Source organism: Vibrio sp. 10N.261.55.C5, from assembly GCF_041470505.1.
In the GTDB taxonomy this organism is placed as follows: domain Bacteria; phylum Pseudomonadota; class Gammaproteobacteria; order Enterobacterales; family Vibrionaceae; genus Vibrio; species Vibrio crassostreae_C.
Genome location: NZ_JBFRMS010000005.1, coordinates 1 through 26,580 on the forward strand (window position 1 = coordinate 1; position 26,580 = coordinate 26,580).

At 43.1% G+C, this 26,580-nt stretch carries 31 protein-coding genes; 17 read left to right on the forward strand and 14 right to left on the reverse strand.

Going from position 1 to position 26,580, the window contains the following annotated elements; all coding sequences use genetic code 11:
• Positions 1-199: 199 nt before the first annotated feature.
• From AB4263_RS00870 to AB4263_RS00880, 3 genes are read right to left on the reverse strand one after another with little or no spacing between them, the layout of a single operon-like run.
• On the reverse strand, positions 200-457 hold the full coding sequence (locus AB4263_RS00870) for a hypothetical protein (RefSeq protein ID WP_154724136.1): 258 nt from the start codon (positions 455-457) through the stop codon (positions 200-202).
• A 47-nt stretch (positions 458-504) separates the two neighbouring features.
• Positions 505-861 carry a hypothetical protein gene (locus AB4263_RS00875; RefSeq protein WP_102305698.1) on the reverse strand — a complete coding sequence of 119 codons (357 nt, stop codon included), beginning with the start codon at positions 859-861 and terminating at the stop codon, positions 505-507.
• Between the two features lie 55 nt (positions 862-916).
• Positions 917-1,417, reverse strand: a complete 501-nt coding sequence (locus AB4263_RS00880) for a hypothetical protein (RefSeq protein WP_154724135.1) — start codon at positions 1,415-1,417, stop codon at positions 917-919.
• Positions 1,418-1,591: 174 nt separating this feature from the next.
• Here AB4263_RS00880 and AB4263_RS00885 point away from each other — a divergent pair, with 174 nt between their 5' ends.
• Both AB4263_RS00885 and AB4263_RS00890 read left to right on the forward strand, forming a co-directional pair.
• Complete coding sequence (locus AB4263_RS00885) at positions 1,592-1,915, forward strand: hypothetical protein (RefSeq protein ID WP_154724134.1); 324 nt, start codon at positions 1,592-1,594, stop codon at positions 1,913-1,915.
• A 41-nt stretch (positions 1,916-1,956) separates the two neighbouring features.
• Entirely contained in the window at positions 1,957-2,454 is a 498-nt protein-coding gene (locus tag AB4263_RS00890; protein ID WP_372050581.1) for a hypothetical protein, read from the forward strand.
• Between the two features lie 63 nt (positions 2,455-2,517).
• Here the strand turns inward: AB4263_RS00890 and AB4263_RS00895 are convergent, their stop codons facing one another.
• A complete protein-coding gene (locus tag AB4263_RS00895; RefSeq protein ID WP_372097209.1) occupies positions 2,518-3,255 on the reverse strand; it encodes a hypothetical protein in 738 nt (245 codons plus the stop codon).
• Between the two features lie 154 nt (positions 3,256-3,409).
• Between AB4263_RS00895 and AB4263_RS00900 the strand changes: the two genes are divergently transcribed.
• A complete protein-coding gene (locus AB4263_RS00900) occupies positions 3,410-3,625 on the forward strand; it encodes a hypothetical protein (protein WP_154724035.1) in 216 nt (71 codons plus the stop codon).
• Between the two features lie 10 nt (positions 3,626-3,635).
• Here AB4263_RS00900 and AB4263_RS00905 read toward each other — a convergent pair whose 3' ends face one another.
• Entirely contained in the window at positions 3,636-3,833 is a 198-nt protein-coding gene (locus tag AB4263_RS00905) for a hypothetical protein (RefSeq protein ID WP_081230237.1), read from the reverse strand.
• Positions 3,834-4,240: 407 nt separating this feature from the next.
• On the opposite strand from AB4263_RS00905, the gene AB4263_RS00910 reads away from it, so the two are divergent.
• The 6 genes from AB4263_RS00910 to AB4263_RS00935 all read left to right on the forward strand — a co-directional run bounded on the left by AB4263_RS00910 (position 4,241) and on the right by AB4263_RS00935 (position 8,775).
• Positions 4,241-4,573: a hypothetical protein gene (locus AB4263_RS00910; protein WP_081230238.1), complete on the forward strand. Its 333-nt coding sequence runs from the start codon at positions 4,241-4,243 to the stop codon at positions 4,571-4,573.
• 57 nt (positions 4,574-4,630) lie between these two features.
• The gene (locus tag AB4263_RS00915; protein ID WP_136987019.1) at positions 4,631-4,960 is read left to right on the forward strand and encodes a type IV conjugative transfer system protein TraL; all 330 of its coding nucleotides are present in this window, start codon (positions 4,631-4,633) and stop codon (positions 4,958-4,960) included.
• A 62-nt stretch (positions 4,961-5,022) separates the two neighbouring features.
• Positions 5,023-5,691 (forward strand): TraE/TraK family type IV conjugative transfer system protein, encoded by a 669-nt coding sequence (locus AB4263_RS00920; RefSeq protein ID WP_372050578.1) that lies wholly within the window; start codon positions 5,023-5,025, stop codon positions 5,689-5,691.
• Positions 5,692-5,699: 8 nt separating this feature from the next.
• Positions 5,700-6,887, forward strand: a complete 1,188-nt coding sequence (locus AB4263_RS00925) for a hypothetical protein (RefSeq protein WP_372050577.1) — start codon at positions 5,700-5,702, stop codon at positions 6,885-6,887.
• Positions 6,888-6,899: 12 nt separating this feature from the next.
• Positions 6,900-8,258: a TraB/VirB10 family protein gene (locus AB4263_RS00930; RefSeq protein WP_136987022.1), complete on the forward strand. Its 1,359-nt coding sequence runs from the start codon at positions 6,900-6,902 to the stop codon at positions 8,256-8,258.
• Position 8,259: 1 nt separating this feature from the next.
• On the forward strand, positions 8,260-8,775 hold the full coding sequence (locus AB4263_RS00935; protein WP_136987023.1) for a hypothetical protein: 516 nt from the start codon (positions 8,260-8,262) through the stop codon (positions 8,773-8,775).
• A 56-nt stretch (positions 8,776-8,831) separates the two neighbouring features.
• On the opposite strand, the gene AB4263_RS00940 is transcribed toward AB4263_RS00935, so the two are convergent.
• Both AB4263_RS00940 and AB4263_RS00945 read right to left on the reverse strand, forming a co-directional pair.
• Positions 8,832-9,062, reverse strand: a complete 231-nt coding sequence (locus AB4263_RS00940; RefSeq protein WP_086714999.1) for a hypothetical protein — start codon at positions 9,060-9,062, stop codon at positions 8,832-8,834.
• Between the two features lie 9 nt (positions 9,063-9,071).
• Positions 9,072-9,614 (reverse strand): hypothetical protein, encoded by a 543-nt coding sequence (locus AB4263_RS00945; RefSeq protein ID WP_136987024.1) that lies wholly within the window; start codon positions 9,612-9,614, stop codon positions 9,072-9,074.
• A 393-nt stretch (positions 9,615-10,007) separates the two neighbouring features.
• Between AB4263_RS00945 and AB4263_RS00950 the strand changes: the two genes are divergently transcribed.
• The 3 genes from AB4263_RS00950 (at position 10,008) to AB4263_RS00960 (ending at position 12,414) form a co-directional block, all read left to right on the forward strand.
• Complete coding sequence (locus AB4263_RS00950) at positions 10,008-10,232, forward strand: hypothetical protein (RefSeq protein WP_133150982.1); 225 nt, start codon at positions 10,008-10,010, stop codon at positions 10,230-10,232.
• A gap of 220 nt (positions 10,233-10,452) precedes the next feature.
• Positions 10,453-12,117 carry an ATP-binding protein gene (locus AB4263_RS00955; protein ID WP_372050576.1) on the forward strand — a complete coding sequence of 555 codons (1,665 nt, stop codon included), beginning with the start codon at positions 10,453-10,455 and terminating at the stop codon, positions 12,115-12,117.
• A gap of 60 nt (positions 12,118-12,177) precedes the next feature.
• Positions 12,178-12,414, forward strand: coding sequence for a hypothetical protein (locus tag AB4263_RS00960; RefSeq protein ID WP_086714996.1), 237 nt, complete (start codon positions 12,178-12,180; stop codon positions 12,412-12,414).
• Positions 12,415-12,599: 185 nt separating this feature from the next.
• On the opposite strand, the gene AB4263_RS00965 is transcribed toward AB4263_RS00960, so the two are convergent.
• The 6 genes from AB4263_RS00965 to AB4263_RS00990 form a co-directional block, all read right to left on the reverse strand.
• Complete coding sequence (locus tag AB4263_RS00965) at positions 12,600-13,730, reverse strand: hypothetical protein (protein ID WP_136987026.1); 1,131 nt, start codon at positions 13,728-13,730, stop codon at positions 12,600-12,602.
• A 2-nt stretch (positions 13,731-13,732) separates the two neighbouring features.
• Positions 13,733-14,992, reverse strand: a complete 1,260-nt coding sequence (locus AB4263_RS00970; RefSeq protein ID WP_372050575.1) for a ParA family protein — start codon at positions 14,990-14,992, stop codon at positions 13,733-13,735.
• 531 nt (positions 14,993-15,523) lie between these two features.
• Positions 15,524-15,679 (reverse strand): hypothetical protein, encoded by a 156-nt coding sequence (locus tag AB4263_RS00975; RefSeq protein ID WP_154724030.1) that lies wholly within the window; start codon positions 15,677-15,679, stop codon positions 15,524-15,526.
• Between the two features lie 143 nt (positions 15,680-15,822).
• The gene (locus tag AB4263_RS00980) at positions 15,823-16,908 is read right to left on the reverse strand and encodes a hypothetical protein (protein WP_154724029.1); all 1,086 of its coding nucleotides are present in this window, start codon (positions 16,906-16,908) and stop codon (positions 15,823-15,825) included.
• Positions 16,908-17,939 (reverse strand): recombinase RecT, encoded by a 1,032-nt coding sequence (locus AB4263_RS00985; protein WP_081230253.1) that lies wholly within the window; start codon positions 17,937-17,939, stop codon positions 16,908-16,910. Before AB4263_RS00985 ends, AB4263_RS00980 begins: the two co-directional genes overlap by 1 nt.
• 15 nt (positions 17,940-17,954) lie before the next feature.
• Entirely contained in the window at positions 17,955-19,034 is a 1,080-nt protein-coding gene (locus AB4263_RS00990; protein WP_136987028.1) for a PD-(D/E)XK nuclease-like domain-containing protein, read from the reverse strand.
• Positions 19,035-19,240: 206 nt separating this feature from the next.
• Here AB4263_RS00990 and AB4263_RS00995 point away from each other — a divergent pair, with 206 nt between their 5' ends.
• The 5 genes from AB4263_RS00995 to AB4263_RS01015 all read left to right on the forward strand — a co-directional run bounded on the left by AB4263_RS00995 (position 19,241) and on the right by AB4263_RS01015 (position 24,113).
• Positions 19,241-19,957, forward strand: coding sequence for a hypothetical protein (locus AB4263_RS00995; protein WP_136987029.1), 717 nt, complete (start codon positions 19,241-19,243; stop codon positions 19,955-19,957).
• Positions 19,958-20,055: 98 nt separating this feature from the next.
• The gene (locus tag AB4263_RS01000) at positions 20,056-20,760 is read left to right on the forward strand and encodes a hypothetical protein (protein WP_102423357.1); all 705 of its coding nucleotides are present in this window, start codon (positions 20,056-20,058) and stop codon (positions 20,758-20,760) included.
• A 4-nt stretch (positions 20,761-20,764) separates the two neighbouring features.
• The gene (locus AB4263_RS01005; RefSeq protein ID WP_136987030.1) at positions 20,765-21,376 is read left to right on the forward strand and encodes an LPP20 family lipoprotein; all 612 of its coding nucleotides are present in this window, start codon (positions 20,765-20,767) and stop codon (positions 21,374-21,376) included.
• Between the two features lie 11 nt (positions 21,377-21,387).
• On the forward strand, positions 21,388-21,855 hold the full coding sequence (locus tag AB4263_RS01010; protein ID WP_102305722.1) for a metal-dependent hydrolase: 468 nt from the start codon (positions 21,388-21,390) through the stop codon (positions 21,853-21,855).
• 1,202 nt (positions 21,856-23,057) lie between these two features.
• The gene (locus AB4263_RS01015) at positions 23,058-24,113 is read left to right on the forward strand and encodes a replication initiation protein (protein ID WP_170964545.1); all 1,056 of its coding nucleotides are present in this window, start codon (positions 23,058-23,060) and stop codon (positions 24,111-24,113) included.
• Positions 24,114-25,667: 1,554 nt separating this feature from the next.
• Here AB4263_RS01015 and AB4263_RS01020 read toward each other — a convergent pair.
• Positions 25,668-26,429, reverse strand: a complete 762-nt coding sequence (locus AB4263_RS01020) for a DsbA family protein (protein ID WP_372050574.1) — start codon at positions 26,427-26,429, stop codon at positions 25,668-25,670.
• Positions 26,430-26,580: the final 151 nt, after the last annotated feature.

Genomic DNA, 26,580 nt, shown 5'->3' on the forward strand with positions numbered 1-26,580 from the left:
ATAGTGGACTACTATGAATAAAGCAACGACAGAATCCTTCGGTATTTAGACCGTCAACCTCCCTCGGTAATCACAACAAAAGACAGACTACGACAAAAAGCATCTAAAAGTTTCTAACTTTATTGTTACTTCTTGCTTTAAGTTGGCCTATTGAGTGAAATTGAGTTTTGATCTTTATTGTCAAATCTTTGCTATAGCGTCACGTAGCAATCAGCTCTGCGTAACAGAAAAGTTTCAATCTTTGTTGTTCACCGACAACAGCATGCACCAGTTTTGATTTCTCACGTTTAACTCTTGCTTGCCCCTTCTCGCTTACGACAAACTCGCAGTCCATCAATGACAATGAAGGACTGTAGCCAATCACCTTCCCATAAGACTCTTTCTCTCGTGACCGAATAGAATACACACGCGTCGTATCAGTGGAGCGATGTAAGTTCAGATACACATCAACTTTCATGTCATGATCTCCAAGGTGTTAAGAGAAAGAATCGAACAAGGTGTCATTTAGCAATAGCGAGCTTCATGAGCGGCTTTGAGCTTTTCCATCAGCGACGACAAGACAGCGGCTTCCACATCAGGCAGAGACTCACGAGCGAATACTTCAAGGAACTCGAAATCCAACGCCTCATAAGTAGCATCGAACTGACATACCTCATCCGGCGCTTCAACTGCTGCTCTTTGCATGTCATCCAAGAGCTTGCAATGGTCTAGGTATTGCTCGGTCGTACCATCAAGTAACTGGTTGGTTTCAAGCCAATGAAGGAGCCTATCCCATGCCATGTCTTCGTCCGTGGCATGCACAAGGTATGATTCAGGTTCGCCGCCTTCTGCGTGTGTAACGACTAAAAATAATTGCTTCATGTCTATCTCCAAATTAAAAAAGTTCGGGGGACTGGGTACACCATTACGTCCCGTTTTAGTCAGCTAATGCCACCTCTTGAGCTTGCTTTGTCGCGATGTCCACAATTTCGCTTTCGAGGAATTCCTTGATTTTACTTTTACGAATTTGCTTCAAGTTCTTGGCTTTAAGTTGAAAGTCTTCAATGGTTTCCTTGCTGGAGGCAATTTTCGATTCCCAATACTGAAGTTCGGTAGGATCGGATTTCAGCTGAACCTTATATTCTTCAAGATCACATTGAGCGTCATTGACCACCCATAAGTGAGCAAGCAAATCCAATCTCGATTTATCTAAGATATGACTTTTGCAGGCCAGCATCGCTGATCGTTGGTCTTTATGCTCAATGAAGGAAAAGCCTGAATTTTCAGGTAACGAAGGCATGATCACTTCTACAACCTCATTGCCTTTACTGTCGTAACCACCATCAGCACTTGGGTACTTCGATAGCATTAGAACGCCGCAATATGCGATCTCATCATGAATGACTTGATACCAACTGTTGCCCCAAAACATTGCCATGAGATTTCTCCAATCTGTTGTGTGTGATGACAGCTAAAGAATAGATTCGACCTATCTCCCCTCCCCCCACTCACTGTGGCAAGTCAATCGCTATCTACCGTGCTAACCAATACGGGGGGAGCCCTTACATTCATCCACTAAAGTATCTCTAAACCGCAATCACGGAGATGCAGCATGAACAACCTTACTTTTGAAACTTGGGTGGAATCCTTTAAACCAATCATCAATGAGAATGGGGGTAGCGCCATCTTCCTTGATGAAAAATGCATCTCATTCGAAACCTATGGCAACGACCTAGAAACCATCAAAAAAACCGACGCCAGTCGAGTTTGGACGATCATTGAGATTGACGTAGATGAAGAAGAGGATGAGCTGGGGGAGCCTATCGACAGTAAATGGGTGATTGTCAATGGATGCCATTGGGTTAACCGAGTTGCCTACATCATTACTCAAACGCCATGGCAAGACGGCAGTGACTACGAGATCACTTACGACTGATACAAATCACACAGACTCCTGAAAGGCAAAGAGAGGCTAATATGGACATGAATAATCAAAAAATCGTCGCTAACGATCTACTCAAGGCAAGAAGTACTGCTGATCCATCAATCGTATTGGAATGTGCTGATGGCAAAGTACGCATTTATTCGTTCCCAATCTCAGACCAAGACAGCAAAGAAAAGATGACCATGGCGCTGCGCGTTCTTATGGGTAAACTCAACGTGCTCAAATACACGTTCGTTCTAGAAGCTTGGATGAGTACCAACCCAGACATCAAACCTTCGATGTCGCCTACACGACAAGAGTATATGGTGTTTTTGATCAATGACCGTGTAGACGAGACATGCACATTCTGGCCGATTCAAAGAAAAGAAGATGGCTCTGGCTTTGTCACCGAAACACACGATGTAAACCAAAACGGACAATCCGGTCTAATGTGCGATTTGTTTGACACTGAGCCGTATGAAAAACTCAGTTTTACGAAAAAACGAGCGATCGACAAATTGGTTCTCAGACTACTGAACATGCGTGCATAAGCAACGCCAACCTTTCATTAGTAAAAATATACCCACATAAAAAAGAGCACCTGAGTTTATATATTACGCGACTTGTGAGTACTTGCTATCCGGTTCGCCATCTCGGACCAACTCATAGAGCAAGGGTTCATAATAGTTTGTGGACATAAGGATTAAGTACACCGGAACGCCTTGGTCATAGAGCGCTTTCTGAAACACTTTGATTTCTTTCAATGTCATAGAAGAAGTGCGCTCCTTCATCATTCGCGCTTCGTTAATCATGTTCTCTGAATAAAATTGGACGCCGATGGAATTGACCTTCAGGTACGGCTCGATGCGCTTCCCCAATCGGTGTAACAAGAACTGATCACTAAAACCAGACTGCTTCAATCGCATAACCTTGTCCTTCAACTGCTTTTTCCGATCAGAGACGTACCGCTTTTGTTCACTTACCAATTGAGCAGCCTTTTCAGTAAGTCCTTTTTTATTTTTAAAAATGCCGTGCCGTGCGAGTCCTAATAATTCATGTTCATTCACTGTCGATGAAGATGGCGAACCATCAAGGTTGTACCGGGTGTAGGAAGCTCGATAGCAATTGATTAACGCCAGCTTGTATTCCCTACTGGAGAAAAACCTATCCAGATATACAGAGACATCTGCCTGCTCGAACGATTGGCAGAGCGTTTTGTGTAAAGAAGCACCAGCCCCAATTGCCAATGGCTTGAGTGGTGTTCTGGCCAGAATAGGAAATAGTGTGAATGCACATTGTTGGATTTGCTCTTGAATACCACGATCCATGTTTACCCTCGACGATTGTTCCATACCATCCTCATTGTATCTAAATGAGTTTACAGATTGACAAATAGCGAGTGAAAAAGGCGAAATTACCTAACACATGAAAATGGACTGGTAAATTGCTAAACCGTCATGGGTTTCGTCGTATAACAGAGTTAGTGCATAACTAGCGAGATATAGTATGACGCCTGAATTTGAAGCAAAACTCGACCGCTTGAATAAACTTCGAAAAAACGCAATGGAAAGCAATGCGTTCTCGGATGCTGCCAAAGAACACGAAAAAGCCATCCAACAAACCGACAGCCACTCCCCTGCCACCACCAAAAAGACCAAAAAGAAAGGTCCCAAATCATTAGCGGAAATCTACAAACCGCATACACATGAAGAAACCCATTAGATAATGGAATCTAAGAATGGGCGCTGCTGGTGGTATTAGCGGATACCCAATCTTTGATATACGCCGAAAATGCACTCTGGTCAGAGATATGCCCCGAGCAAGCCGGTTGACCCGTAAACTCCGCTTTTCGTTTAGCAATAAAAGCCATGAACTCCCAATTGGTGCCAGTTGGACACCATTGTTTGAAAGCCAAATATCGTTCATTCATGATTCTTCTCCTCGGCAGAAACGCTGTCTATTGATAGTAACGTCCCCTCGTCAGAGTACCTAGAAACCTCCCCCCGTTTGGTATCGCTGGTGGTTGAAATCATCGCCATCGAAGCCCTTTCTATTCTGGCTGCAGCTCTGTACTCAGAACCCGTCATCCGCCTGAAATATGAAAGTCACAGTTGGTCGATGCATGGAACTCAATAAAGCATATTGATTGTCAACAATGAAATTTTGGATAAATCAAGATTTTGCCACATAAAAATAAGCATAAATAACAGGTGCTTATGAAAAAAAACAAATAAACCTAAAAAAACGGCTCACTATTTGGAATTCAAAATTAGGTTACCTGCAATGATTCAAGGGCCTACTTAAAAGGTATTTACCGGAATTATTGGAGATATTTCTATGCAAAACACAATCAACGTCAATGATGTACAAAAAGTAGATTCAAAGACGACATACCTCGGCTTAATTACATTCGCGCTTATGTTTTTTACCGTCTCGGCCATTGCCGGTTCAGGTGGTGATGCGTTCCAAGGCCTATTTGATGAACTAGTGAGCTTTGCTGAAGGTGTTCCTGGACAAATTATCGCGTTCTGTTCTTTCGCAGGGATCATCATCTTCTCAATGGTTCGACCAAACCTTATCGGTCTTGGTGTTTCTGTCATCATCATGCTGGTGCTGGCGCAACTTCAAACCATTATCACTACCATGCTAACTGCCGGTCTTCCGGTATAAAGCAACAGATGTCTCTGGGCCTTATAGAAGAGGCCCAGAAGTACATAAGGGGGTCATATGAGTAAGTTAGACATCAATAATGATGCTCGTCCTCAACTACCGAACAATCAAACCTATGTGCCACTTCGAGTAAACGACAAACAATCGGTGATCGGAATGGAGTCGGATACAGCGGGGATTTTGCTTGTCGGTATCGCTATCGGACACATCAGCAAGAACCTGTTACTTATCGGTGGAATCGCCATTCTTTTCGCTCTCGCCTATTCATGGGTCAAAGATAACTATCCCAAAGGTCGGCTCAAACACATGTTGTGGTGGGCTGGAATCATTAACTTTAAATCCCGTAAATCGTTTCCAGAAGCATTTAACCGTACTTATTTTCGCTAACTCTTTGTAGCGATCCGTTTTTAAATTCTATGTGTTGTTTTAGCAAAAGTTTGAGGTTTGCTATGAATATATTTAACCGCAAAAAAAAGGGGCAGGATGAGTCTGAACTGGAGCATGATTCAGATTCGAATGTCCAACGTTCTTGGCAAGCAGCCATCGACCACAGCAACAAAATGACGAAGATGATGGGGCTGTCCATCATTATCTGCGCATTTCTAGCGTTTAAGGTAATGACAGCGAAACCCATCACCGTTGTTACCCCGCCTAATTTCTCTGAAGAAATTGTCATGATAGGCAACAAAGCCAACTCAGGTTACAAGAAGCAATGGGGCATATTCATTGCCAGCATGCTTGGTAACGTGAATGTCCGTAATGTGGATATTGTCTTAGATACGCTCAAACCAATGCTCTCCATTCGAGATTACGATGCATTGAATGAGCAAGTGATCAGTCATGTGAAAGCTTTAGACATCAGGGACCAAGTGCAAGAGTTCAACGTATTAGATGTGTTCTACGATAACAAATACGACAAAGTGATTGTTTACGGCGAGCGTAAGCTTACTGAGCGGAAGAAACGCGGCAATAACAGCGATGAACGCCGTGCAGTACGCTGGACATACGAACTCAAGATTGCCAATGCACACGGTAGTCCAAAGATGAAGTCCATTGACCAATACGAAGGCGCTCCGCAGATAGAACGCAATCGTATCGAACGCAAGCAAGACAAGTAGGTCCCGTTATGAAAAATTTACATCACCTCGCTAGATATACGACCTTGCTTTGTGCCACGTTATCATTCGGTGCAATGGCAAACCAAAACGTCATCCCTATTGAACCTGTTGGCTCGAAAGTGGAGCGACAAACAACGCAACCAGAAAATAAAGCAGCTGTTGCGGCAATGGTTGACCAAGTAGTCAAATCTTTACCGACCGATAAGCAAGAGTCATTAAGTCAATTCACTCCAATCAATGACCCAGCTGCGAAGCAACCTATTGTCAGCACAAAATCCGTCGATGAATTTGGAAGAGTCACCCAATCAGACAAGAACGTGATTGTCGCAACACCACCAACGGCCCAACCACCGAAACCTTCTCTGACTGCATTCGAACGTATGCAGCGACAAATGGCGAAAAAGTTTAAGCCGGTTCAGAAGTACAAACTACGCCCTTCAGACAATATTACGTTGCCTGCAGCAAAGTACATTCTCAACAGTATTCGCACCTCTTTCAAAGAAATTAACATTCGCAGTTCAGATCCCAATGTTGTCATGAAAGTGGATGGTAGCTTTATCTATTTCACATCTAACAACGATGCCCCTTTTAATATCATTATGTTCGAAAAAGGGGTGCCTGAAACCCAAGTTAACTTAACGATTTGGCCACTTGATGTCATGCCTGCAATGGTACAAGTCGATGTCCGATACAACAAAGCACTACAAGCAAAAGTGAACCGCGTATTGGCGTCCAAAAAACAGGATAAAATTGAGCAAGAAAAGCGCATTCAAGATATGGAATCTGAATTGGCCATTGCCAGTGATCCTGAAGTTAAGTCATCTCCATACGTCGAGGGTATCAACAAACTGTTTGCGCAAACGGCAGGAAAAGCAACACCTACAGGTTTTGACTTGCAGACCAACATTCCGCGAGACGCGTTACGTCCTTGTCGATTTGGAACATATGCAGAGACGAAACAACGTTTAATATCGTCTCGACGAATCGTGGACGTTGTATTGGTTAAAAACGTTACGAATCGAAATGTGGTTTTGCGAGAGCAGGATTGCTGGGTAGATGATGACGTGATCGCAACGGGTATCTTAAACAAAGCGACCTTAAAGCCATCAGAAAAAACCGAAGTATACGTATTGCGCGACCGACTGTACTACCAACGTATGCATTCTCGCAATGAACGTCCATCACTTCTGGATTAATCGAGGTGAACCATGAAGATTAACTTTAAAGAGCTTTGGGAAACCAACAAAAATTTCCGATATGGGGTGATTGGCGTCTGTATTGTTCCTGCCGCCTATGTTGCGATGCAATTTATTCATCCGGGCAAAATTCAACGACCGAACGCAGACGCGAATAAAATCGAAAAAGTGTTCATGCCTTCGAGCACACGTACCCAACTAGAGAGGGAAGACGTTGACGGAGTTCGTGACGCCTTAGTTGAAATTTCGGCTATCGATAAAAAGTCGTCGGCACGTAATGACAATTACCAGTACGACCTGTTAAGACAAGAGGTCGATGGTCTTCGTCAAAAAATGGCCGATCAAGATGCTGAGATTGCCGAATGGAAGTCAGGCAAACGACAATTGGAAAGAACCAACTATGATCCGAACCAAATCCGACAAGGCCGCCAAGTCGTTGTAGATCGACACGGGAACGCAACGGAAATCACTGTCGACACTAATGGCGTGCCGAACCAACAAGTGAGCCAGTTGCGCAGCTCCCCTCCCCCAGCTCTTGCAGGCATTCGAAGTGTCGATGAAGGGAATGATGCGATTTTGTTGCAAGACGGGCGTGTAAAAACCTTAGTAGAAGCGAACCAACTGGTCGATGAAGATGAAATGTCAGAGGCGCAAAAACGTGAGGCATTGAATCAGAAAGAAATGGAGTTGGCTGCAGCCTTGAAGAACTATCAGCAAAAACCTGAGCAAAAAGGGTATTCAATTTCATTGCCAACCACCAGCCTTGTAACCGGTACTTTGCTATCAGGCATGCAAGCTCCAACCAGTATTGGTTCAGCGAGAGAGCCCCTTCCGGCGGTCATGCGCATCAAGACAGATGCACTGTTGCCAAATGGTTATCGTGCTGACCTAAGAGACTGTCAGGCACTATTATCCGGCATTGGTCAATTGTCAGACCGCAGAGCCTACATGAGACTAGAAAAAGTGGTCTGCATCGATGAGGACGGACTCACGGCAGAAGCAGCGGCGCAAGGCTTTGCTACTGGCTCTGACGGTCAGGCAGGGATTCCAGGCACGTTAGTTGCTCGAAACGGTGAAGTATTGAAAGGCTCCATGTGGGCGGGTTTCTTTTCTGGACTGGCACAAGGTATTGCCCCATCAAGGGTGCCGGGTGTCGACATCAACTCTGACGGAACAGGCTTTCAAACACCCGATCTAGGGACACTAGGCACCTCGGCAGTACTCCAAGGTGGCGCCTCATCTTTGGACCGCATTTCGGAATACTACGTAAAAATGTTGGAAGAAATCTGGCCAACCGTTGACGTACCAGCAATGCAAGAAGTGACCTTCCTACTTCAAGCCCCTTTAAAACTGACGTTTAAGGAGATCTAATATGGCCACTGGTGATAATGAAAAGAAAAATGACCAACCAACTGAGGCGTCGAATTCCAGTCAGGAGCTTGAACAACTCATTGAGAAGGCATCAAAACCAACAATGCCCGACGAACCTAAAGGCGACGAAGAACCGACCGTGATTGAAGCAACGCAAACGCAAACGGAAAGTAAGACGTCAAATCTATTGCCGAAGATCATCTTAGTGTGGTTAATGGTCCTATCAGGGGTAATGGCTTATGCCATGATGGTGATCGACAAACAAAGTGAAACGTCATTAAGCCAACACCCCATTGTGTTTTACCCGTTTGGTAAAGCGTTTTCGGCTCTTAAATCTCAGGGTTATGATTTTGCTGCTATAGAAAAATATAACAACAACATGATCCAGATATTGAACTCTGAAGGGAAAGTGGTGCTACCTGCAGCTAGTGTGCATGGTCAGTTACCAGATTCTCTTGTTGTTAAGCTAATGTCCGTAGATGAAATGAACAGGCTGGCTTCGCAACAATCGGAGTAACAAAACCAATAAAACTAGCAAACAACACAGCTTGGCCACTTTCACAGTGGCCTTTTTTAATGCACTCCACTCGCGGCATCCATCGCACTCAAACAGATCGTGTCATACTTCGTCTTCATCACATTGACTTTGGTTTCTGCTCGAACCGCTCTGTTATATGAGGCCAACACCTCTTCGCTAGAGTCTTTCACCAACGCCAAGATCGCTTTTTTCTGAGTCTCTGTTAAGTCGGTGGCCAGCAACGCGTCGATGCTTTCATCTATACGATCAAAATACTGAGCTAACATACTTCCCTCCTAGTTAATTTCATTTTGAATATTCAATAGCAAGTGACGACAAGCATTGTCTCTAAAGCGAACGTAGTCCACGGGTGAACCAATACCTTGTCTAAGCGCATCTAACGTTTCCCGAAGGACGACGACCGGCATGTCAGGGTTTCGGCACTGTAGTCCATAGAAGTCGAACTCAAAAACCGTCATGTTTGCTTCGTCGATCTGATAGCGCCTTGAGATATCTTCAATACGTGTAAATAGCCCATAGGCATCGATATATATCGTTTTCCCTTCAATATCGAAAGCATTGAGGTAATGAAGGTCAACGCCATACTCAGACAGAATCACACCTCGAATCGGGAACCGGCTACGTTCTCCAGCCACAATCAAACCCTCGCACAAGACATAACATTTTGAATGAGCGAACTCGTCAATAAATTCAGTGGTAACTGGGCTTGGCTGCTCACACAGATATTGGATGTCACTGAGAGACAATGAACGCATCACATCAATCAGCTCACGACATCCATGGCTATGCCACATTACCCGCTTTACTTCATTCTCCATTGCTGCTCCCCGGCTATTCGTTGAATTCAATATACGACGTTTCCCATACCTGGCCTAGCAATCTCCCCCCACTTAGTACGTAACCCACTGAACGAGAGCTCGAAACATGTATTTTGGATTCGTTAATTGCCATTTATTTCAGCCCCATACGCTAGATTGATACGGTTCAACCCGAAAACATCATCACTAGTATTAGTGATCGTTTTCTCCAAGCTGGAGAGCTTCCAATTCTCCCATGCTATGCATGTCCTTACTGTCAATGCACTTTGACACCAACAAGAGTTACCCACTCGCATTACTACCCGTAATTAACCCCAATCAACGGTTCAAAACACACACCTCTTTGGTGTTTTTTATGTACCTGCGATATCACCTACCCGTGAGGAACTATCCATGAAATTAAGCACTTTGTTCACCATACTATTTGGTTTAACGACGGTTTATTTCTGTATTCACCCTGTTCTTGTCGTTCGTAGCACAGACTTCCCTTCTGCATTCCATAATGTGGTCGAATTCTGTGAAACATGGCGTCATGTTTTGTTGATCACCCTACTCTCTTGGGCTTTGGCAGGCATAACACTTTGGCTAACATTTACGATTCACAAACACAGAGTTTAACCCCCTGTTAGAACCTGGTACTTCCACCAGCACTTAACAAACCTCATTGTCCAGCAATGACAACGAACCTCATCCAATCGGATGAAACTTCCCGGTCAATCGTTCCCCTTCAGGCATTTATGTCTCGTTGAATGCGCTTATAACCGGCTTGTAACCCCTTGTGATGTGCTCACCCAGCGCTTCGCAGATTCATTACCTACCCTATATCGAGGATAAGACTATGACTAACTCAAACAACTCAGTTCAAATCAAAATTAATGAAAACAATTTTCTTTCGAACCTTGGTGCGATTTTTTCCAATACCGGAAAAGTGATCAATGAATTGATTCAAAACGCTTCCCGCGCCAATGCTACAACCATATCGTTTACCACATCAGTCGAAAATGGCCGTGCCTGCTTAACGATTCTGGACGATGGTTCGGGTATCGCAGACATGCAAAAGCTTCTTTCTATCGCGGAGTCAGGCTGGCCAAGCGATGTAGACAAATGTAATCCATACGGAATGGGATTTTTAAGCACTCTCTTCGCGTGCGAACACATCAAAATCCAAAGTCAGCATCAAATGCTTTCATCAAGTACTGAAGCCATCCTTTCGGGTGAATCTATCGTGATAGAAGACAGCCTGCGAGGGAACGGTACATTGATTGAACTGGAAGGTATTTCCGACGCTTTATTTGGCTATTTAACTTCTAGCAAATATAACCGTGAGGTTGATCGAATTGGTGAAGGCTATGACATTGACGTCGTTCTAAATGGAGTTCTGATGTTTAAAAATCACTCAAGAACGACTTTAGAAAGTTCGACCCAATACATCGAGCACAAATTCGAATACGGGAGTATCTATTTTGACACTAAACACAACGGTTTATCTTGGCTGGCATACCTGCAAGGCGCACTGATTTCTAGCACCAATGCGGTCACCAGTTCAAACCAGTTAAACCCTCATCATATCGTTCACTTGAACGACGATGTAAAAGCAAGAATGCCTGATCGAGCTGAATTGTTAGATGCAGAAACTGTCAAGCAATCAATTCGAACGAGTGTTCAAACCCTGATGATGCAGTTCCTCCAAAAAGAACTGAAACGTCTTGGCCAGTCGTTTGCGTTCGACCGTTTACTATGGAGAAAAGCCGTGAACTATGCCCCTCAAGTTCTCAACAACGTTGACTATTTAACGAAGTCTGAGATTGGGGATACCAAAAGTTACGAGCTCGGACTCGCTGGATATGATGGCGTAGAACATAGCCAACTTGAACAGCCGATTTCTCGCGCTGAAGTGGAATCATCTTTACTCTTTGCCCTCCCAGAGCATGAAAGTGAAGAAGATACCATCAACATCAACTACCTGAAGCACTTAAGAAATGTTTTGTTTGTCAACGTGTGCGGCCTGCATGCAGACCACTGGATCCACAAGTGTGAAATCCGCGAAGTGAGTGAACTCGATGTCAGTATCGAATTGGTTAACCCTACTTCGACGGCCAAACTCAATGGCATGTATTCAATACCTGTCGTTATGTGCGACCAATACACGCTGAAAGGAGAATATGGTCAGGTAGTCATAGAAACGGATGCCGTAGTTGTGTCTGGTGATGAATTTGATTATGGAACGTTAGTTATTCCAGAAAGAGAACATTTATCAACCGCACTAGGAATCTATGCCAACTACGAAGATGAATGGGGATGTTTTAGTGAAAGTGACAAAGACCGCGACAATTATCTGCTTGAGAAATTGTACAACAAACTCAGAGCGTCAAGCCCTGAAGTGTTGATTCAAAAAATGCTTGATGAAGCATTCAGGGACTCTGGTATGAAGCGCAACCTCAACAACCTCACGTTCACTGTTTCGTTTTCAGGCACTGACATAGTAGTTACCGAAACTAAGTAACCACACTAACCCGCCAACCTACCTGTCTTTGTACGGTAGAACACCAAGTATGGAGTTACTATGAACTCATTTACTGACTCCCTCATCGACCATTCTCATGAATTGGGTCGGGGATATGGTCCTTACGCTCAAGTCGATATGTTACACAATATCCTTGAGTTAATTGGCCCAACTTTGGATAAAGTTAAATTGCAGGAACTCATTAACAGTGTAGGGTTTATTGAAGCCCTAGACTTAAAGAGTGAAGAAGATAAGGCATTTGTATTAGGGCAGTTACAAGACGCTCTTAATCAATAACTTATCGTTATCGAAAGCTCCCATCATGATGGGAGCTTTTTTTTAGTTCGACAATAGACCGCAGGGAAAGTCAGTATCGTGTTATAGCAAGGGCTTTTATTACATGGCTGCTTGACCACCAGCATCAAGAGATAATTATGCCACTGAGTTTATAGTAGGACGCGTCCTACTACCCAAAAACCGCCCTAACCAAACAAAGTTTTGCTGAACTCTTCTAATTGAGCAATCTGCTCAGGCGTTGCATTGTTCAGTTCAATTTTCGACTTTGTTTTACTCACGACTTGGAATGATACCGATACCTTCCCATTCTTTGCCCACGATTGAGGTTCCTTATTAATGCCCCCCAATTTAGGAGAAACAGGACTCCAATCTTTCAACCGTGCAATAAGCTCTTTGTTCACTTCCTCTGCATTCATGGCTTCGAATTCTGAGCGGTTTTCGTCAATCCATTTCGTGAAGGCACTTTGCTTATCTTCACTCTCTGAAACCGTGCCGATCAATTTACGAAGGAACTTGGCATCTCGGCTACTAAAGGCATAGTTTGAAAACAGGCTCTTCAGACTGTCAGGCATCGAGTAGATAGCGAGGGAGAGTGAGATGTCTGATTTTTCGTATAGACGTTCTTTCTCTAATTTGTACGCCGACCAATCATTCACTTCCATCAAACGAGAATAGAGCTTGCCCTTTTCGTAGTAATTGAAAGACGTTTTGATGTCAGACGACGCCACCAGCCAGGTAATGGTTTCAGGTGTTGGGATTTGATCTAATATTTCAAAGTCCAGCCCCACTTTTTTATCCATGGCAATATCAGTACGACATGAGCCATCCACGACATAGATCAGGCCATCTTCACCTTGGTAAGCAAGTACAGGTGAAATTTGCATACCGAACTCGATTTCATCACTCATCTTGTTGAGTTGAATCGTATTGCGGCTCGACTGTTCACGAACGTTGTCCACGTCAATCCTAACCAAAGTCATAATCTCATCGTATGACAAGGTACGTTGGATAGCACGGTAGCTTGTACCATCAATGGACTTAATCTCACGACCTGTTTGCGCAAAGTCCAGCTTCTTAGTCTCAGTTAAAAACTCTTGGAGACTAATGCCGCCCTCCTTTAGTGAAGCTTCAATGGAAGCCAACTTCCCCTGTGCTAAGGTCATAGTGGTTTCGCGCTCATTACCACCCATGAAGGCTTGGGGCTTGCGTTGTGAGCTCGACACACTCTCCACTTCAGGTTCAGTGATTGAAGGTGATTCTTGTGCGGCCTTAGCAGCGTTAGCAGCAGCGATTTTCTTTAGACGGTTATTGGCCATGATTATTGCTCCTCACCTTTGTCCTGTTGTTTCCAAACGTCCGTGATCAGCTTATGAATGTCGGCCACCACTTCTTTACAGTTTGCCTGCGCCGCTTCCAACGCTTTACCTTTCTTACTGTCCATTGACCTAGAAAATTCGAATACACTGCTATGCTCGGACGCACAACGTTTCACGGCTTCACTGTGTTTCATTTTGGTCGACAATACCGCGTCGCCAAACTGACTGACTAGTGCATTGAAGATATCCAGTTCAGAGTCACTGCCCTTCCAGTTGGAAATGACAATCTTCGCAAAATCGTAGCCTTGATGACCTTTAGCAATGAAGTTGCCGATGATGCTGTCAAGATATTGAAAGTACGCACAAGTTGCATCGGTATCGTTATGTTCCGCCTTACACGGAATCAGCACGCTAGTCGCAGCGAAGTAACTGTTCAACGTTGCAAAACCCAATGAAGGCGGAGTATCAATCAATATGATGTCAAACTCACCATCGAGTGCATCTAAGATATTTTTCAAACGCGTTGTAGGGTCAACATTCTGCTTCTTCAAATCGTCGCTGGTACTCAAAGATTCCGTGTCTCTATCAGACTGGGACGCAGGGATAATTTTCAGATTGGGGATGAGCGTATCTGAAACGGCGTTGCGCACATCGTCTTGAAACGTCTCTGTATTAGGATCAAGAGTCATCAAGTCGCCAATGCTGGTGCGAGCGTCAGAAATATACTTAGCTCCATTTCGCTCAATGTGTTTGGTTTCGTGTTTATGCACTGGAGGGTAGAAACTTGTCAGAGTTGACTGGCCATCCATGTCAATAAGACAGATCTTGTAACCAACATGATAGTTAATCGCCAAACCTGTTGCTATTGTATTGGACAGTGACGTTTTAGATACCCCGCCCTTTTGGTTTTGAACGGCAATAATCTGCGTCTTTTGTTTCGCTGTTCTTTGGAATGGTTTGTGTCTTTTCTTAAGAACGGTGGTATTCGGCATGTTATCGCGGATCAAGTACAGCTCTTCAAGAGTCAGGTAGTACTGAATACCAACCTCAGCATAGCGTTTAGGATCGATACCTAACGCTTTCGTTAAATCGGTCAATACCTTTTGAGAACATTCGAGGTACTTCAATGCCTCAGCTTGTGTGAAAGAACGAGGTTGCTTTTCATTTGTTTCGCGGCGCAATTCCAAGAATTTAGCACCTCCGTCCCCAAGTTCGTCAACTAATTCAAGCGTCTTGAGCTGTTTCTCTGTCATTGTTCCCATAGCAATATCCACCAGTGGCCTGTTTGAAAGCTAGTATGAACCAATATTAAAGGTAAGAAAAGATATAATAAGTCAATTTTGGATAAATTCATTGAAATTCGACTTACGATACAGTTTTAAACTAATGATGTACTTTTCTGCAAAAGATAGGGGAACGATAGAGGAAAAAAACAAAACACAACAAAAACAACAACTTAAAATAGTAGGACGCGTCCTACTATTGTACTTATCGGCCATGTTGTGCAATTCATAAACGGACGTGAGTAAGGAGTAATGGGTTTGAAGCCACCACTAACATACGAAAAGTCAGCTCTGCGATACATAAACGCGGGAACTGACTGAATGTTAGGCTTCAATGTATGAGAAAGAAATTTTGTTGTAGTAGTGACCAAACAGGTGTGATGAGAATGTGGAAATGCCAACAAGATGAAAGCAAACCAGAATGAAGCTAGTCACACTAAACAATCAAAATCTCTTACTATTCTGTCATGATGACAGATTGGAACACGGGTAAAATGCCGGAAATATACTCTACGACACTTGCTCCATTAGGTATTCAAAAGCGGTTTCTACCTGTGCTTCTGTCATCGAATCAAATTCAAAGCGTTCCATCGATTCAATTAACTGACTGGGTACAGGTTGTGTGTCGTGATCAGAGTGAGTGCTCGGCACTTTAGTTGTATTCATGTATCTATCACCTTCTTGTCTTTGATGAGTAGATACTAAATCAACAAAACACCCCCTCCCCCCATATTGGCGTTAGGTAAGCATAAACAGGGGCCGAGAATAGAAAACGGGGGGAGATTGGCTTTGAGGTGCAGCACCGAATATTAAATTTTCGTCTCTAGCTGGCTTGAAGAGGACTCTTCATCGAGACAACTAGAGTGGAATTGATAGCTAAAGACTTTCACTAATTCTTGCTCACGAAAACTCGCCACAACAGCAATTTGGTAACCCATCGTAAAGAAGTCGTCATAAGAATAAGGGATCTGTGTTAATCGCTCACCGGTATCAGTAAAGCCAAGTACCCATGTATTGGTGCTTGAATCGAAATCAATGATGGTCAGTAGAATTGAGCGTCTTGCATCGAATCGATACACAGAATTGGTGGCCATGGAAAAGGCAAACCCAAATTCATCGTCCATAGTAGGTTCAGCCGGGACACGAGCATCAGCAAACAGCTTACAGGCAGATAGCTGACTAAGGAGAGCTTCAGAACTGCCTTCTACTTTATTGAAGAAACCAGATATCGCTCCGAGGAAAGTATACCCGCGTTTATTCGCCATCTTTGCAAGACCAGGTAAATCAGATTGAGCTTCACTGTCAATCAGAATCGCAATTTCTGTCTTCACCACCGTTTTTCGCCATATCGGTACTAACGACATCCAATGGCTCATAGGAAGACCGGTATACCCTTGTTCAGTTTTCAACGTTGCAAAATATCCAGAATCCACAGGGTAAATTGTCAGAACAGCAAGGGTAAAATTACTTGTGCCAGAAGTAGGAAAAAAACTGCAATCTGAATTGAAACATGTCGTCGAGTCAACGGAGAGGATGTCGTTATCTATCCAAGACATTGACGCCTCGGGAACTCGAAAACGGACCAGAACATCTCTTTCACGCACTGCCTTATATTCCTTGGGAAGACCTAACATAGACATATGTGGCAAGTTAATGTCATCAGGATGTGTTCGCAAACTCTTCACGACTTGCTGGTGGATATACACATCGGCCTGCTCTTGAGTACACTCAACTTCTTTGACAGAGCCGGTATCGCTGCGCTTAGTTTTGTAGATCAGTTTTTTGGAGCGACCACTCACTACAGAATGAGTGAGGAATACATTCTTCTTCCCTTGCGTGATGATATTCGCAGTAGGCAGTCGCTCAGGTTCGTTGTAAGTTTCAGTGTTCGTCATTAGTACCCCCACCCGCCCATAAAGCCATCAGAACCAAGAGTGGTTGGCGATGGGTTATCAGTTGACGGTTGTTCTGTTGCATCTTGAACCGGAGGAATAAATTCCATTTTTGGTCCATCAGTGGAACCTGCACGCTTAATCAAATCAGCAGCAGACTCACCTGTGTGTGTAACTACCTTCGAAGTACACACAGTATTGGTGTTCTTGATTGGCTGTCCAAAGGTGTTAACAGGAACGTTGTTTTGGTTTGAACTTAATAATTGCTTCTCTTTCTTTCCACGAGCGATCTCGTGGTCCATGGTGGATTTCATGTTCGTCCACATATTATCTTCTACGCTCATGAGCGTTTTAATACGACTGCGGTAATGAGGCTTATCGAAACCGAGTTGATTGAACAACAAGCGCATCATTCTACGAATTGCAGATTTCTTACGCATCTGACCAACAAATGCAGTATTCCAAACCGACTGGTTAGAACTGAAACTCATAGCCGCCATAAGCTCGATCTCATCCAACTCTTCACGGGATAGTGCTTCACAATAAACATGCCCTCCCAGTGTCTCCCCAACAGCATAAGCACATAGTAAGTCCCCACTTGCATAGGCACCTTGAGAAGTATGCTCAGGCAGTGAACGAGAGCCATGATAGACAAATTGGTCATTGCTAAAAACTTGATCCGCTGTAACTTGCGCCATTTCACCTGACTCGAACGCTAAGTGAATCAGTCCGTGGTATGTCGGCATAAATTCCAACACGAAGAAATTCGATACATAATCGTGACGATACAAAAAGGTGCCGTGATTCAAGCCTTCCTCAACAGACAAACCAATGGTCGCTTGGTTCAGTATGCTCCAATACACTGAGTTCGCATCCATATTAGAGGTAATCGACTCACCAAAGCTTTCCAGAATGTATGCCACATATTCCAGCTCTAAGTCTGTATCAAGACCCGATTGGTTCTCAGCAACGATAGTCGAAAAATGAGGACGTGCAGCCTCGACTGCTTGTAATACTAGTGATTGATTAGTCATGATAGCGCCCTCCAATTAACGGCAGTACTTCGGAATAGTGATAGAAGTGATTCCTGATAGATTCACGCGTTTTGTCCATACGCCTGTAGAAAGGCAAGTCGCCAATGTATGTAGCCCATCTTTGAACTTAATCATCGATTCTTCCTTTCTTTGTAAGTCATAGACTTCACATAAATCAGCATCGACATACTCAATGCATGCAAACAAGAAGGCACCCAAGTTCACCTCAAGCAAGCTTGCTACGTAGGTATAGAACGCTTCTTGAATGTGATATCCCAAGTTACCCGCTTGCTTGGCAAACGCATCAGGGTCCGTACTCGCAGTTGTTTTTACATCAACGGCAATACAGTCGAAGCGTAGCCAGTCAAAGCGACACTTGAGCCACAAGCCAGTTTCTGGGCAGCGAGCGATAAAGGAGATCTCTGGTAACCCATCTTGAATCAATGCATCTGCATCAACATTATCTCGACATGTTTCGTGTACGCGGTGTGCATCGTCCCAGACAATGGCATCAATCGCTTTTTTACCTTTATGGATAGCCTTATTGTTGTGCTCTTCTAAAACCGTATCCCAAAATTGCAGGGTCGGTTCTACTGCCAATAACTCTTTCATCAAACGCTCTTTATTGGCGCTTTTTGGCACATTAGGGATGTTAAGCTTCTCAACAAGCGCTTGCATTTCTGCGACCGTTCTAAGGGCATTTGGGTAATCAGCTGGCACAATATCGCGGTAATAGCGGTCATAGAACCCATGAGGCTCTAGGACCAACTCATGACCATAAGTGCCTGCATCAAAGGTGCGTTGCAGCGACTTCGACACGGTTCTACCACGGTCAATATCGCTTATGTATTTTCTGTAAAAGTGGGCAGGGGATTTCTTTACAAGCAGTTTCAACTGAGATGATGAATACGCGGGTAGGGCATGGTAAACCTCGTTCTCCATACCAATGTAAATCCCCTCGATGAGCTCACCTTTTTCATCGAGCCAGCTCGGGGACCCATCTTTGTTGTATGCCTTAAGCACATCACAAGTACTACCATCAAATTTAAATGGAGTAACCGAATCTCTTAGCGAGCTAATCATTTCAGTAATCATAATATGCCTTCTTAAACTTGTTTGTGATGTTATGAATATACATCACGAAATCCATTTTTTAGTAGTAATCTCCCCCCACTTTGAAAATTAGCGAATTCTCCTTGAGCCCTTATATATCAATGTCTTTGAAAGAAATCCTAACTGTCTAAACCAGTCCAAAATCGGTGTATAACCAATGATGACAGAATCAAAAATGGACATCGAATATGCTAGGTATGAACTATGTAATTCCATACGCCAAACACAGAACAAATACTGGCAGTGGCGCAGGTGTGCCGTTGATATTGAAATCGAAAGGGCTCGCAAATGGTGAAGGACTTTATGGTGATTGCTTTAACTTGCCGATAAAGCAAGGCGGGGTGTGGTTGAAAGAAGCCGAAATGGAATCAATGCTCACGAGCACGCTGGTGGAGCTCGGTAAGATACCGAAGAAATTTATAATCACCCGGTTGAACTTAGGACCAAAGGCTGTTCCTGATGAGTTGTTTCTCAATATCTTTGCGAGACATCCTCTGCCCTCAAATGTGAAGCTCAATGGTGTTTGGGCAAGAACGCTTATCCCCGAGTCGCCGTTTGTACTTTCTGTTATCGACCTGCGTGGCCAGAAGTGTGAATTATCCGTGACGGAAAAAGTCAGCCTGCTGCTGGGCAATGTATCCGGAGAAGTCGCGATACTGTCAGACTCCCCTTATACGACCTTTCCAAAGTGCCAATATCAAGCCAAGATGCTGAACGCGGATTATGACAATGATGGCCGTGTAGCTGGGCGGCTATTGAATTTTGAACAGCTACAGCTTTCTAATGCGGCTGCGCTTTTGATCGATGAATCTACGAAACCAGAAAGACTTCAACAAGTTCTCCATTGGTGTGAGTTGTATCAAATAAAGGTCCGAAAGATAGACGCACGGCACGGTCAACAATAAATATTGCCAATTAACGCCCGAAAATTGGCTCTTTAATTGAAAACATCGTTTGAGGGAAACGTTACCTTATTACCGTCTTTACGTTTATTGGTAACTCTATGATCCACTTCCTAACTATTGCTGCCGCCATTTGGGTACTTAAGTATCTGATGGAGCGCTTCCAAAAGAGCAGAGTACTCGTGTTTATCACGGGAATAGTTGGTGTACCTTTACATGAACTCGGACATTACCTGATGTGCAAATTGGTTGGGTTTAAGGTAACCGAAGTGAAACTGTTTCAAATGCCGACTCAAGATAATCCCGTGCTCGGCTACGTAAATTACGAATACCCAATGACCATCTCCGGTTCAATTCGAAAAGTAATAGTCAGTATTGGCCCAATTTTCACAGGCATCGTCGCACTGTATTTCCTCTCACCACAAGTGACACCGTATCTTTTTAATAACAACACAATTGACCTAACGTTGTTCATGAATAAAGCAGGGTGGCAACAGTGGTTTCTCATCTGGGTTTTATCTTCAGTAACACTGCACATGCTTCCATCTCTCACTGACATCAAAATCGCAATGGCTGGCTCACTGTGGATTGGGGTGTTTACTTATGTCGGCTTAATCTACGCAGCTTCACACACCACAACCGTTCTAAGCAGCGTCAATATCTATCTGGAAGAAATGGCAGGTTTGATGAGTGTTGGGGCAATCATCGCAACGGTCCCAGTCGCTATAACGCTACTTCAATTTATTTTCTCAACTATGAGTTCGCGTATGTATAACAAAAGCGTTAATTCATTAAAAAGAGACTAGACCAATGAAAATGACTCAAAAGAAAACATTAGCTGCGTTCATGATTTCAATCATGGCAGTCGGTTGTGCATCTAACGACATGACCAAATTGGAAGTAGAAAAGGCGAAGCATGACGCAACGGTTGACCGTGTGGATGAGACACTGAGTAACATTCCATCTTGGTACATGAAACCACCGAAGTCTAACGGTGAAGGCTTTTTTGCAGCCGGAACAGGAATGAGTTCTGACTTAGACATGGCGGTAACCAAAGCGAAGATTAACGCTGAGTTCGAATTGGCCAAGAAATATCGCCAAATCGTATCGGGCAGTGAACGTGCGTACACATCAGAAACAACCAATTCAGCAACAACGGAAAGCAAAGTCGTATCGTTGACTGAAAAAACGATCGATAAGCTGGTGGCCAATGCACAACTGTCTGATTACGACGTATCGGATACTGAAGTTATTCGAGAAGGTACTCAGTACCGCGTCTATTTGCTGTCATTCATGCCATACGATTCGAACAACGACGGTAGTGATGATTTATTCCGTGATGTGCGAGCCTCAAGCGACATTGCCTTTAAAGACTTAGAGCGTCGCGTGGATAAAGCAACGAACGGCAACACGGGTGAGTAGGGTGGTGCTGCGTGAAGGCAATCAATCATCAAATCACAACAGCAAGCGCCTATTACATCTGCATGAATACCATGCAAGACACATTCTATTGGATGTCATTTGCAGGTATGGGTTTCGCAATGTTAGGAGCATTACTGCCTGACATTGACACGAGACATAGCAGGGTAGGGCGCATTGTACCGTTCTTGAGTATACCGATTGAAGGCATTCTTGGGCATCGAGGAGCGTTACACAGTTTACTTGCTGCGTTTGGGCTGTGGTTCTTGTGTGCGACGTATGAGTTTCCTTGGGCATACTCGCTGACTTTTGGCTATATAGCTCACCTGGTAGGAGATGCCTGTACGAAATCGGGAGTCAATTTCTTTTGGCCGATAAGCACTCGATATCGAGTGCCACTGACGCCAGCCAGTAACGGCTTCTTTGAGGCTGTCACAACACTTGGATGTGTCGCATTGGCGAGTTGGGTTGCATTGAGATAAGTCCAACCTGTGGTTCAGCTATGGATACTGGTTAAGAAAGTACATTGGATAGGATCAATATCACATAAAACCCGTGTGAAACGCGGATTTTGTGTGTGAAAAACAAAACAACACGGAAAACCTGTAATAAGTTACGGGTTATATGTGATGGAAGCACGGAAAATATGTGTGACCATATCTAATAACCACTAAAAACACGGATATATTGTGTGATTAATCGAAAAAGCATGTGTATACACGGATAAAATGATCAACAAGGGGGTTATGAATAGGAAACATAAGCAGGATAAGACCAAATAGCGTGAAGAGTGTACATTTACCGAGCACAAAACCATCAAAACAACAGTACTTCCTGTTTGTTAGCTTAAACGGAAAATATGTAATGTATTGATGACTGTTACGGAGAACTGGGAGAAGAACGGTTTTACCACAAACTAGACACTCACCAAGTGAGCGAAACACGGATAATATGTACATTTACACGGATAAACTGATCATCAAACCTCTTGGTTAGGTTCGTCGGTAAAAAACACGGATTAAATGTATTAATACGCGGATAAACTGATCATTGAAAGCAGTAGAATTGTCATGTCAGCTGTATAAACACGGATTAAGAGTAATACTACACGGATAAACTGATCATTAAAGACCGGTATTTGCCCCCACGCCTGTCATGTGACACGGACAAACTGATCTAAATGAACAGGGCTTAGGTGTGTCTTGGCACAAAACACGGATAAATAGATCAAGAATTCACTATGATTGGATGCATTTCAACCAAATAGAATATATGAGCGTGAGTATAAAACCTATAGTTATCGCAACTACCCTACATATAAAACTATATAAAACAATATCATAGCGAATTCAATGAAGTGATATCTTACAGTGTAAACGTACACGGAATATCTGTAGTGTTACACGGATAAACTGATCACATACGAGATAAATAGTTTGGTTTAGACATTGATACTATCGTTATTGGACGTGTTTAAAGGTATGAATGTGCGATTAATAATCAAGAAGTTGAAAGCGTTATAACCGATGACGAAGATGCCACCAGCGAACTTTCAATGCATGCGGAGAGTTTTTGTAGAAATACACGGATTTCTAGAGTTAATAACGGAAAAGCTGTGATGCTAACACGGATAAAGTGTTATACTTCCAGATAGTAGAAAATACAGTTGAGATTAGGCATGGATATGGTCAATACCTCGAAGAAGCATACACTTCCAAAACAGTTTAAAAAAGCGCATAAGCTTGTATTCTCCCAGCAAGACCTCACACAGCGTGAGGCAGACCTGTTTGCCTTAATGATAGCGCACATGAAGCCTGAAGATTGGGAGAATAATAACACGCCAACCTATCAATTCACATCAACTCAGCTTTCGCGATGGCTAAACATTGATCCAAAGGAACTAGCAAAGACACTCCGACCTGTTGCAGATAGACTGACTAAGAAAAATATTGGTGTGTTAGTTGAAGATGATACCAAGGATATCCAAGAGTTCGACTTCATCTCAATTTTCAAACGAGTGACATACAAAGATAGACGCCTGACAATGAAGCCGAATGAAGAGCTCAAAGATGCCTACATCGAGTATAATAATAGCTACGCTCTTATTACTACACAGAGCTTTCTTAGCCTTAAAAAAGAGTATGCCAAACGTCTCTATGAAATACTTAGTCGTTTCAAAGGCGGTGGGACTTACCTACAAACCTTTGATATTGAAGACTTAAAGGGCTTATTTGGACTCCATGACCCTGCAGGGAAGATCAAATCAGGAAAACGTTCTTTTTCCAATAACAGCGTATTTATTGATCGTTGCATCAAAGCCAGCATTAAAGGTATAGAAGAAGACTCAGAAACAAATCAAGAGATCATGTTCTACGACTCTGAAGATGGCAGAACCCATGGCTATGAGGTCTACCGTGAAGGTCGTAAGATATCAAAGATCAAATTCTTGTACCGTTGGGTTGAGAAGAAAGGCCCAGTTCAAAAGCTCAACATTGAAGATATAAAGCGGATAATCTCTTCATTAGAAATGAAGCGTGTCGGGGGAAGTGAGCTCACTACTGATGAGCTAAAGAACCTTTCACACTGTTATACGTCAATAGGCGAACAAGACAGAGCAAGCAAGATAAACGTAGCTATCAAGCGTCGTGAAAAAGAAGAAGAACAACGTGTGGAAATGGCTCAATCAATTGAAAGCTTCCTTAACGAAATTAACAGCCTATCTGTTGATGATAATTACTAATAAAAACAGAGGCTTAATTAACTTATGCACAGCTCAAAACTGTGCTAAAAATCTATTCAGTGTCAACATGGTGAAAACACGGATAAAGTGTGTGTTTGAAGAGAGCTAAATGATCAATAAACAAGGATATACAGATCAAAGAATCGGATAGAAAGATCATAAGTTCGGGTAAGATGATCATATGTTCGGAAAATGAGATCAAACATACGGGTAATGTGTAACTGAAACCGCTAAAAGTTCTTTATAAACAATTACTTAAGATACTCCATAGTTATTATAGATCCCATAGTTCCAATACTAATAATAGATATTAATAGTTATTAATATAGAGTGTAGATAATATTAGAAGTTAGAACACATGGCCACAGATCTTCATGTATTGCTTTTCTCTTGAATCCAAACGCAGTTCCAAATTGACATCTATTGGCATTAAAAAAGAACCCTTATTGATCGGGTTCTTTTTTTCGTTCAAGAGAAGCCATCTGCACTACTCTGGTTCGTCAGCTGAAATCACCCATTTATCAGCCACCAGCCGCGTTAGAAAGGCATCGAAGAATTCTTTTTTACCGAAGTATACCCATTTCATGAAAATCATTGTTGCAGTAGCTACACAGCACCTTAGTTATTGCTTCATTCACTTGATAGTGAATTTCTTGGATATACACATGGTACGAATCTTCGCCATCACCGAACGCTAGAATCACCCCTTTTTGAATCAGTTCAGAAGGGAGTTCCAATTCCTTTTTGTACGTTGAATCGATGAACTTATAGAAGTCGGGGCCGGTGTCCCTCGCGGAAGTAAGTACAACGTGACTTTTCTCATGGTAGATAACCTTTGTTTTGATCTCGTGGTGATTTCTTATGTATACATCAACGACCATTTCAATGAAGGAAAATGAAAATAAAAGAGTTGTTCAAGTTAGGAAACTGAAAATGCCAAGGGTAAAGTGTCTTTTTAGAAAAAAAAAGGCCCCGCTCCAATGCAGGGCAACTTTTATTATTGTTAAGTCGAAGCCTATCCCCAGGTTATCCGACTTTTCACCACACGTAACTGTCACCACACAGCACGCCAAAGAAGACTGAGGCAATCTGCTTAGGTGTGCTGTGTGACGGTTGCTACACGCGATGAGGGATCAGTGAAAAATACATTTTCAATAAATTCAGTCGAGGACTGGTATGATCAACGGGACATATCACCCGACTAATAAGGGAACTACCGGATAGTGGCAGAGAACTTAGAAGATTTTGAGAACTGAAGTAATTATAATAATGGTGTGTGGTTTTGTATAGTTTATATGCAAACCGGCTGGCTTAACTTTGAACTTAGTGGAGCCGCTGGTGGTTGGCTTGTGGCACAATGACGACAGGCTATAGCAATATAGTGACTAGCTTGTGGCACTATAAGTAAAAAAAAACCCCCGAAGAACGGGGGAGTATGTGTGGTGATTTCGTAGTTATGCCTTACTACTTATAGTTAGTCTGCTCCACTCCCTCCTTGGAGTGACTTTGCAGGGCCATACGAGTAAATACCTCCACACCAATGCACGATGCTTCCTACTTACTAACTGCCTGCCTATTAGTCTGATTTACTAGTTGGCTATATTGAAGGTTCACTTCTTCAAGCATCTGTTGACGACTGATTAACCCCCCGAACTTTTTTTCACCAATATAAAAAGTCGGAGTTCCAGTAAGTTTCAGATCTCTAAAAAGTTTATTATTTTTATTTAAAATAGCACTAACTTGTGACGAATTCGCTGCCTTTTTGATGATCGAGCTGTCTAATCCCATCAGTTCAGCAAGCTCATATGCCTTCTGCGGGACGGACTGCTGCATTGAAAGAAGCTCTTTGTGGAATGCTGGATATGCATTGGGAGAGATCTGATTTACAGCAATGGCTATCTTTGCTAATTCAGTGGAATTAGCACCTAAAATGGACACATCTTTATACACGAATCGGATGCGTTTGTCTTTACCTAAAAGGGGAGCCAACTCCGTTGCACCCCTTTTACATACTCCACATGCGTAGTCAAAAAACTCCACCACAGTGATCTCTCCAGCTTCATTAAGAACCGGCGTATCTTCATCATAATACAAAGATTTTGAAAACATTTGTTTATGCTTCATTGTTTGGTATGTCCTCACGGATTCCACTCCTGCGATTAAGAGTTCAGGGTTTGATTGGAACGCTTTCAAAAGCATCGAGTTGAATTGTTGTTGTGACATTTCAACTTCAGAAGCTGATGCGGTAGCTGCAGAACCAATTGCCAAAATTGTGAATAAAGTCGTCGCTGTCTTCTTGAACAAAGGTGCCATCATTAGATTCCTCGATTTGAGTGGTCGTAACATAGTGCTCGATGAACAACGTTATGTTTTCAATTAAGAGAACTTTTTTTCGAGATAGATTGAAACGGGGGGAGAAAATTGACGCGATGATCGGGGAAAACCATAATGAGTTTACCCACCCCAG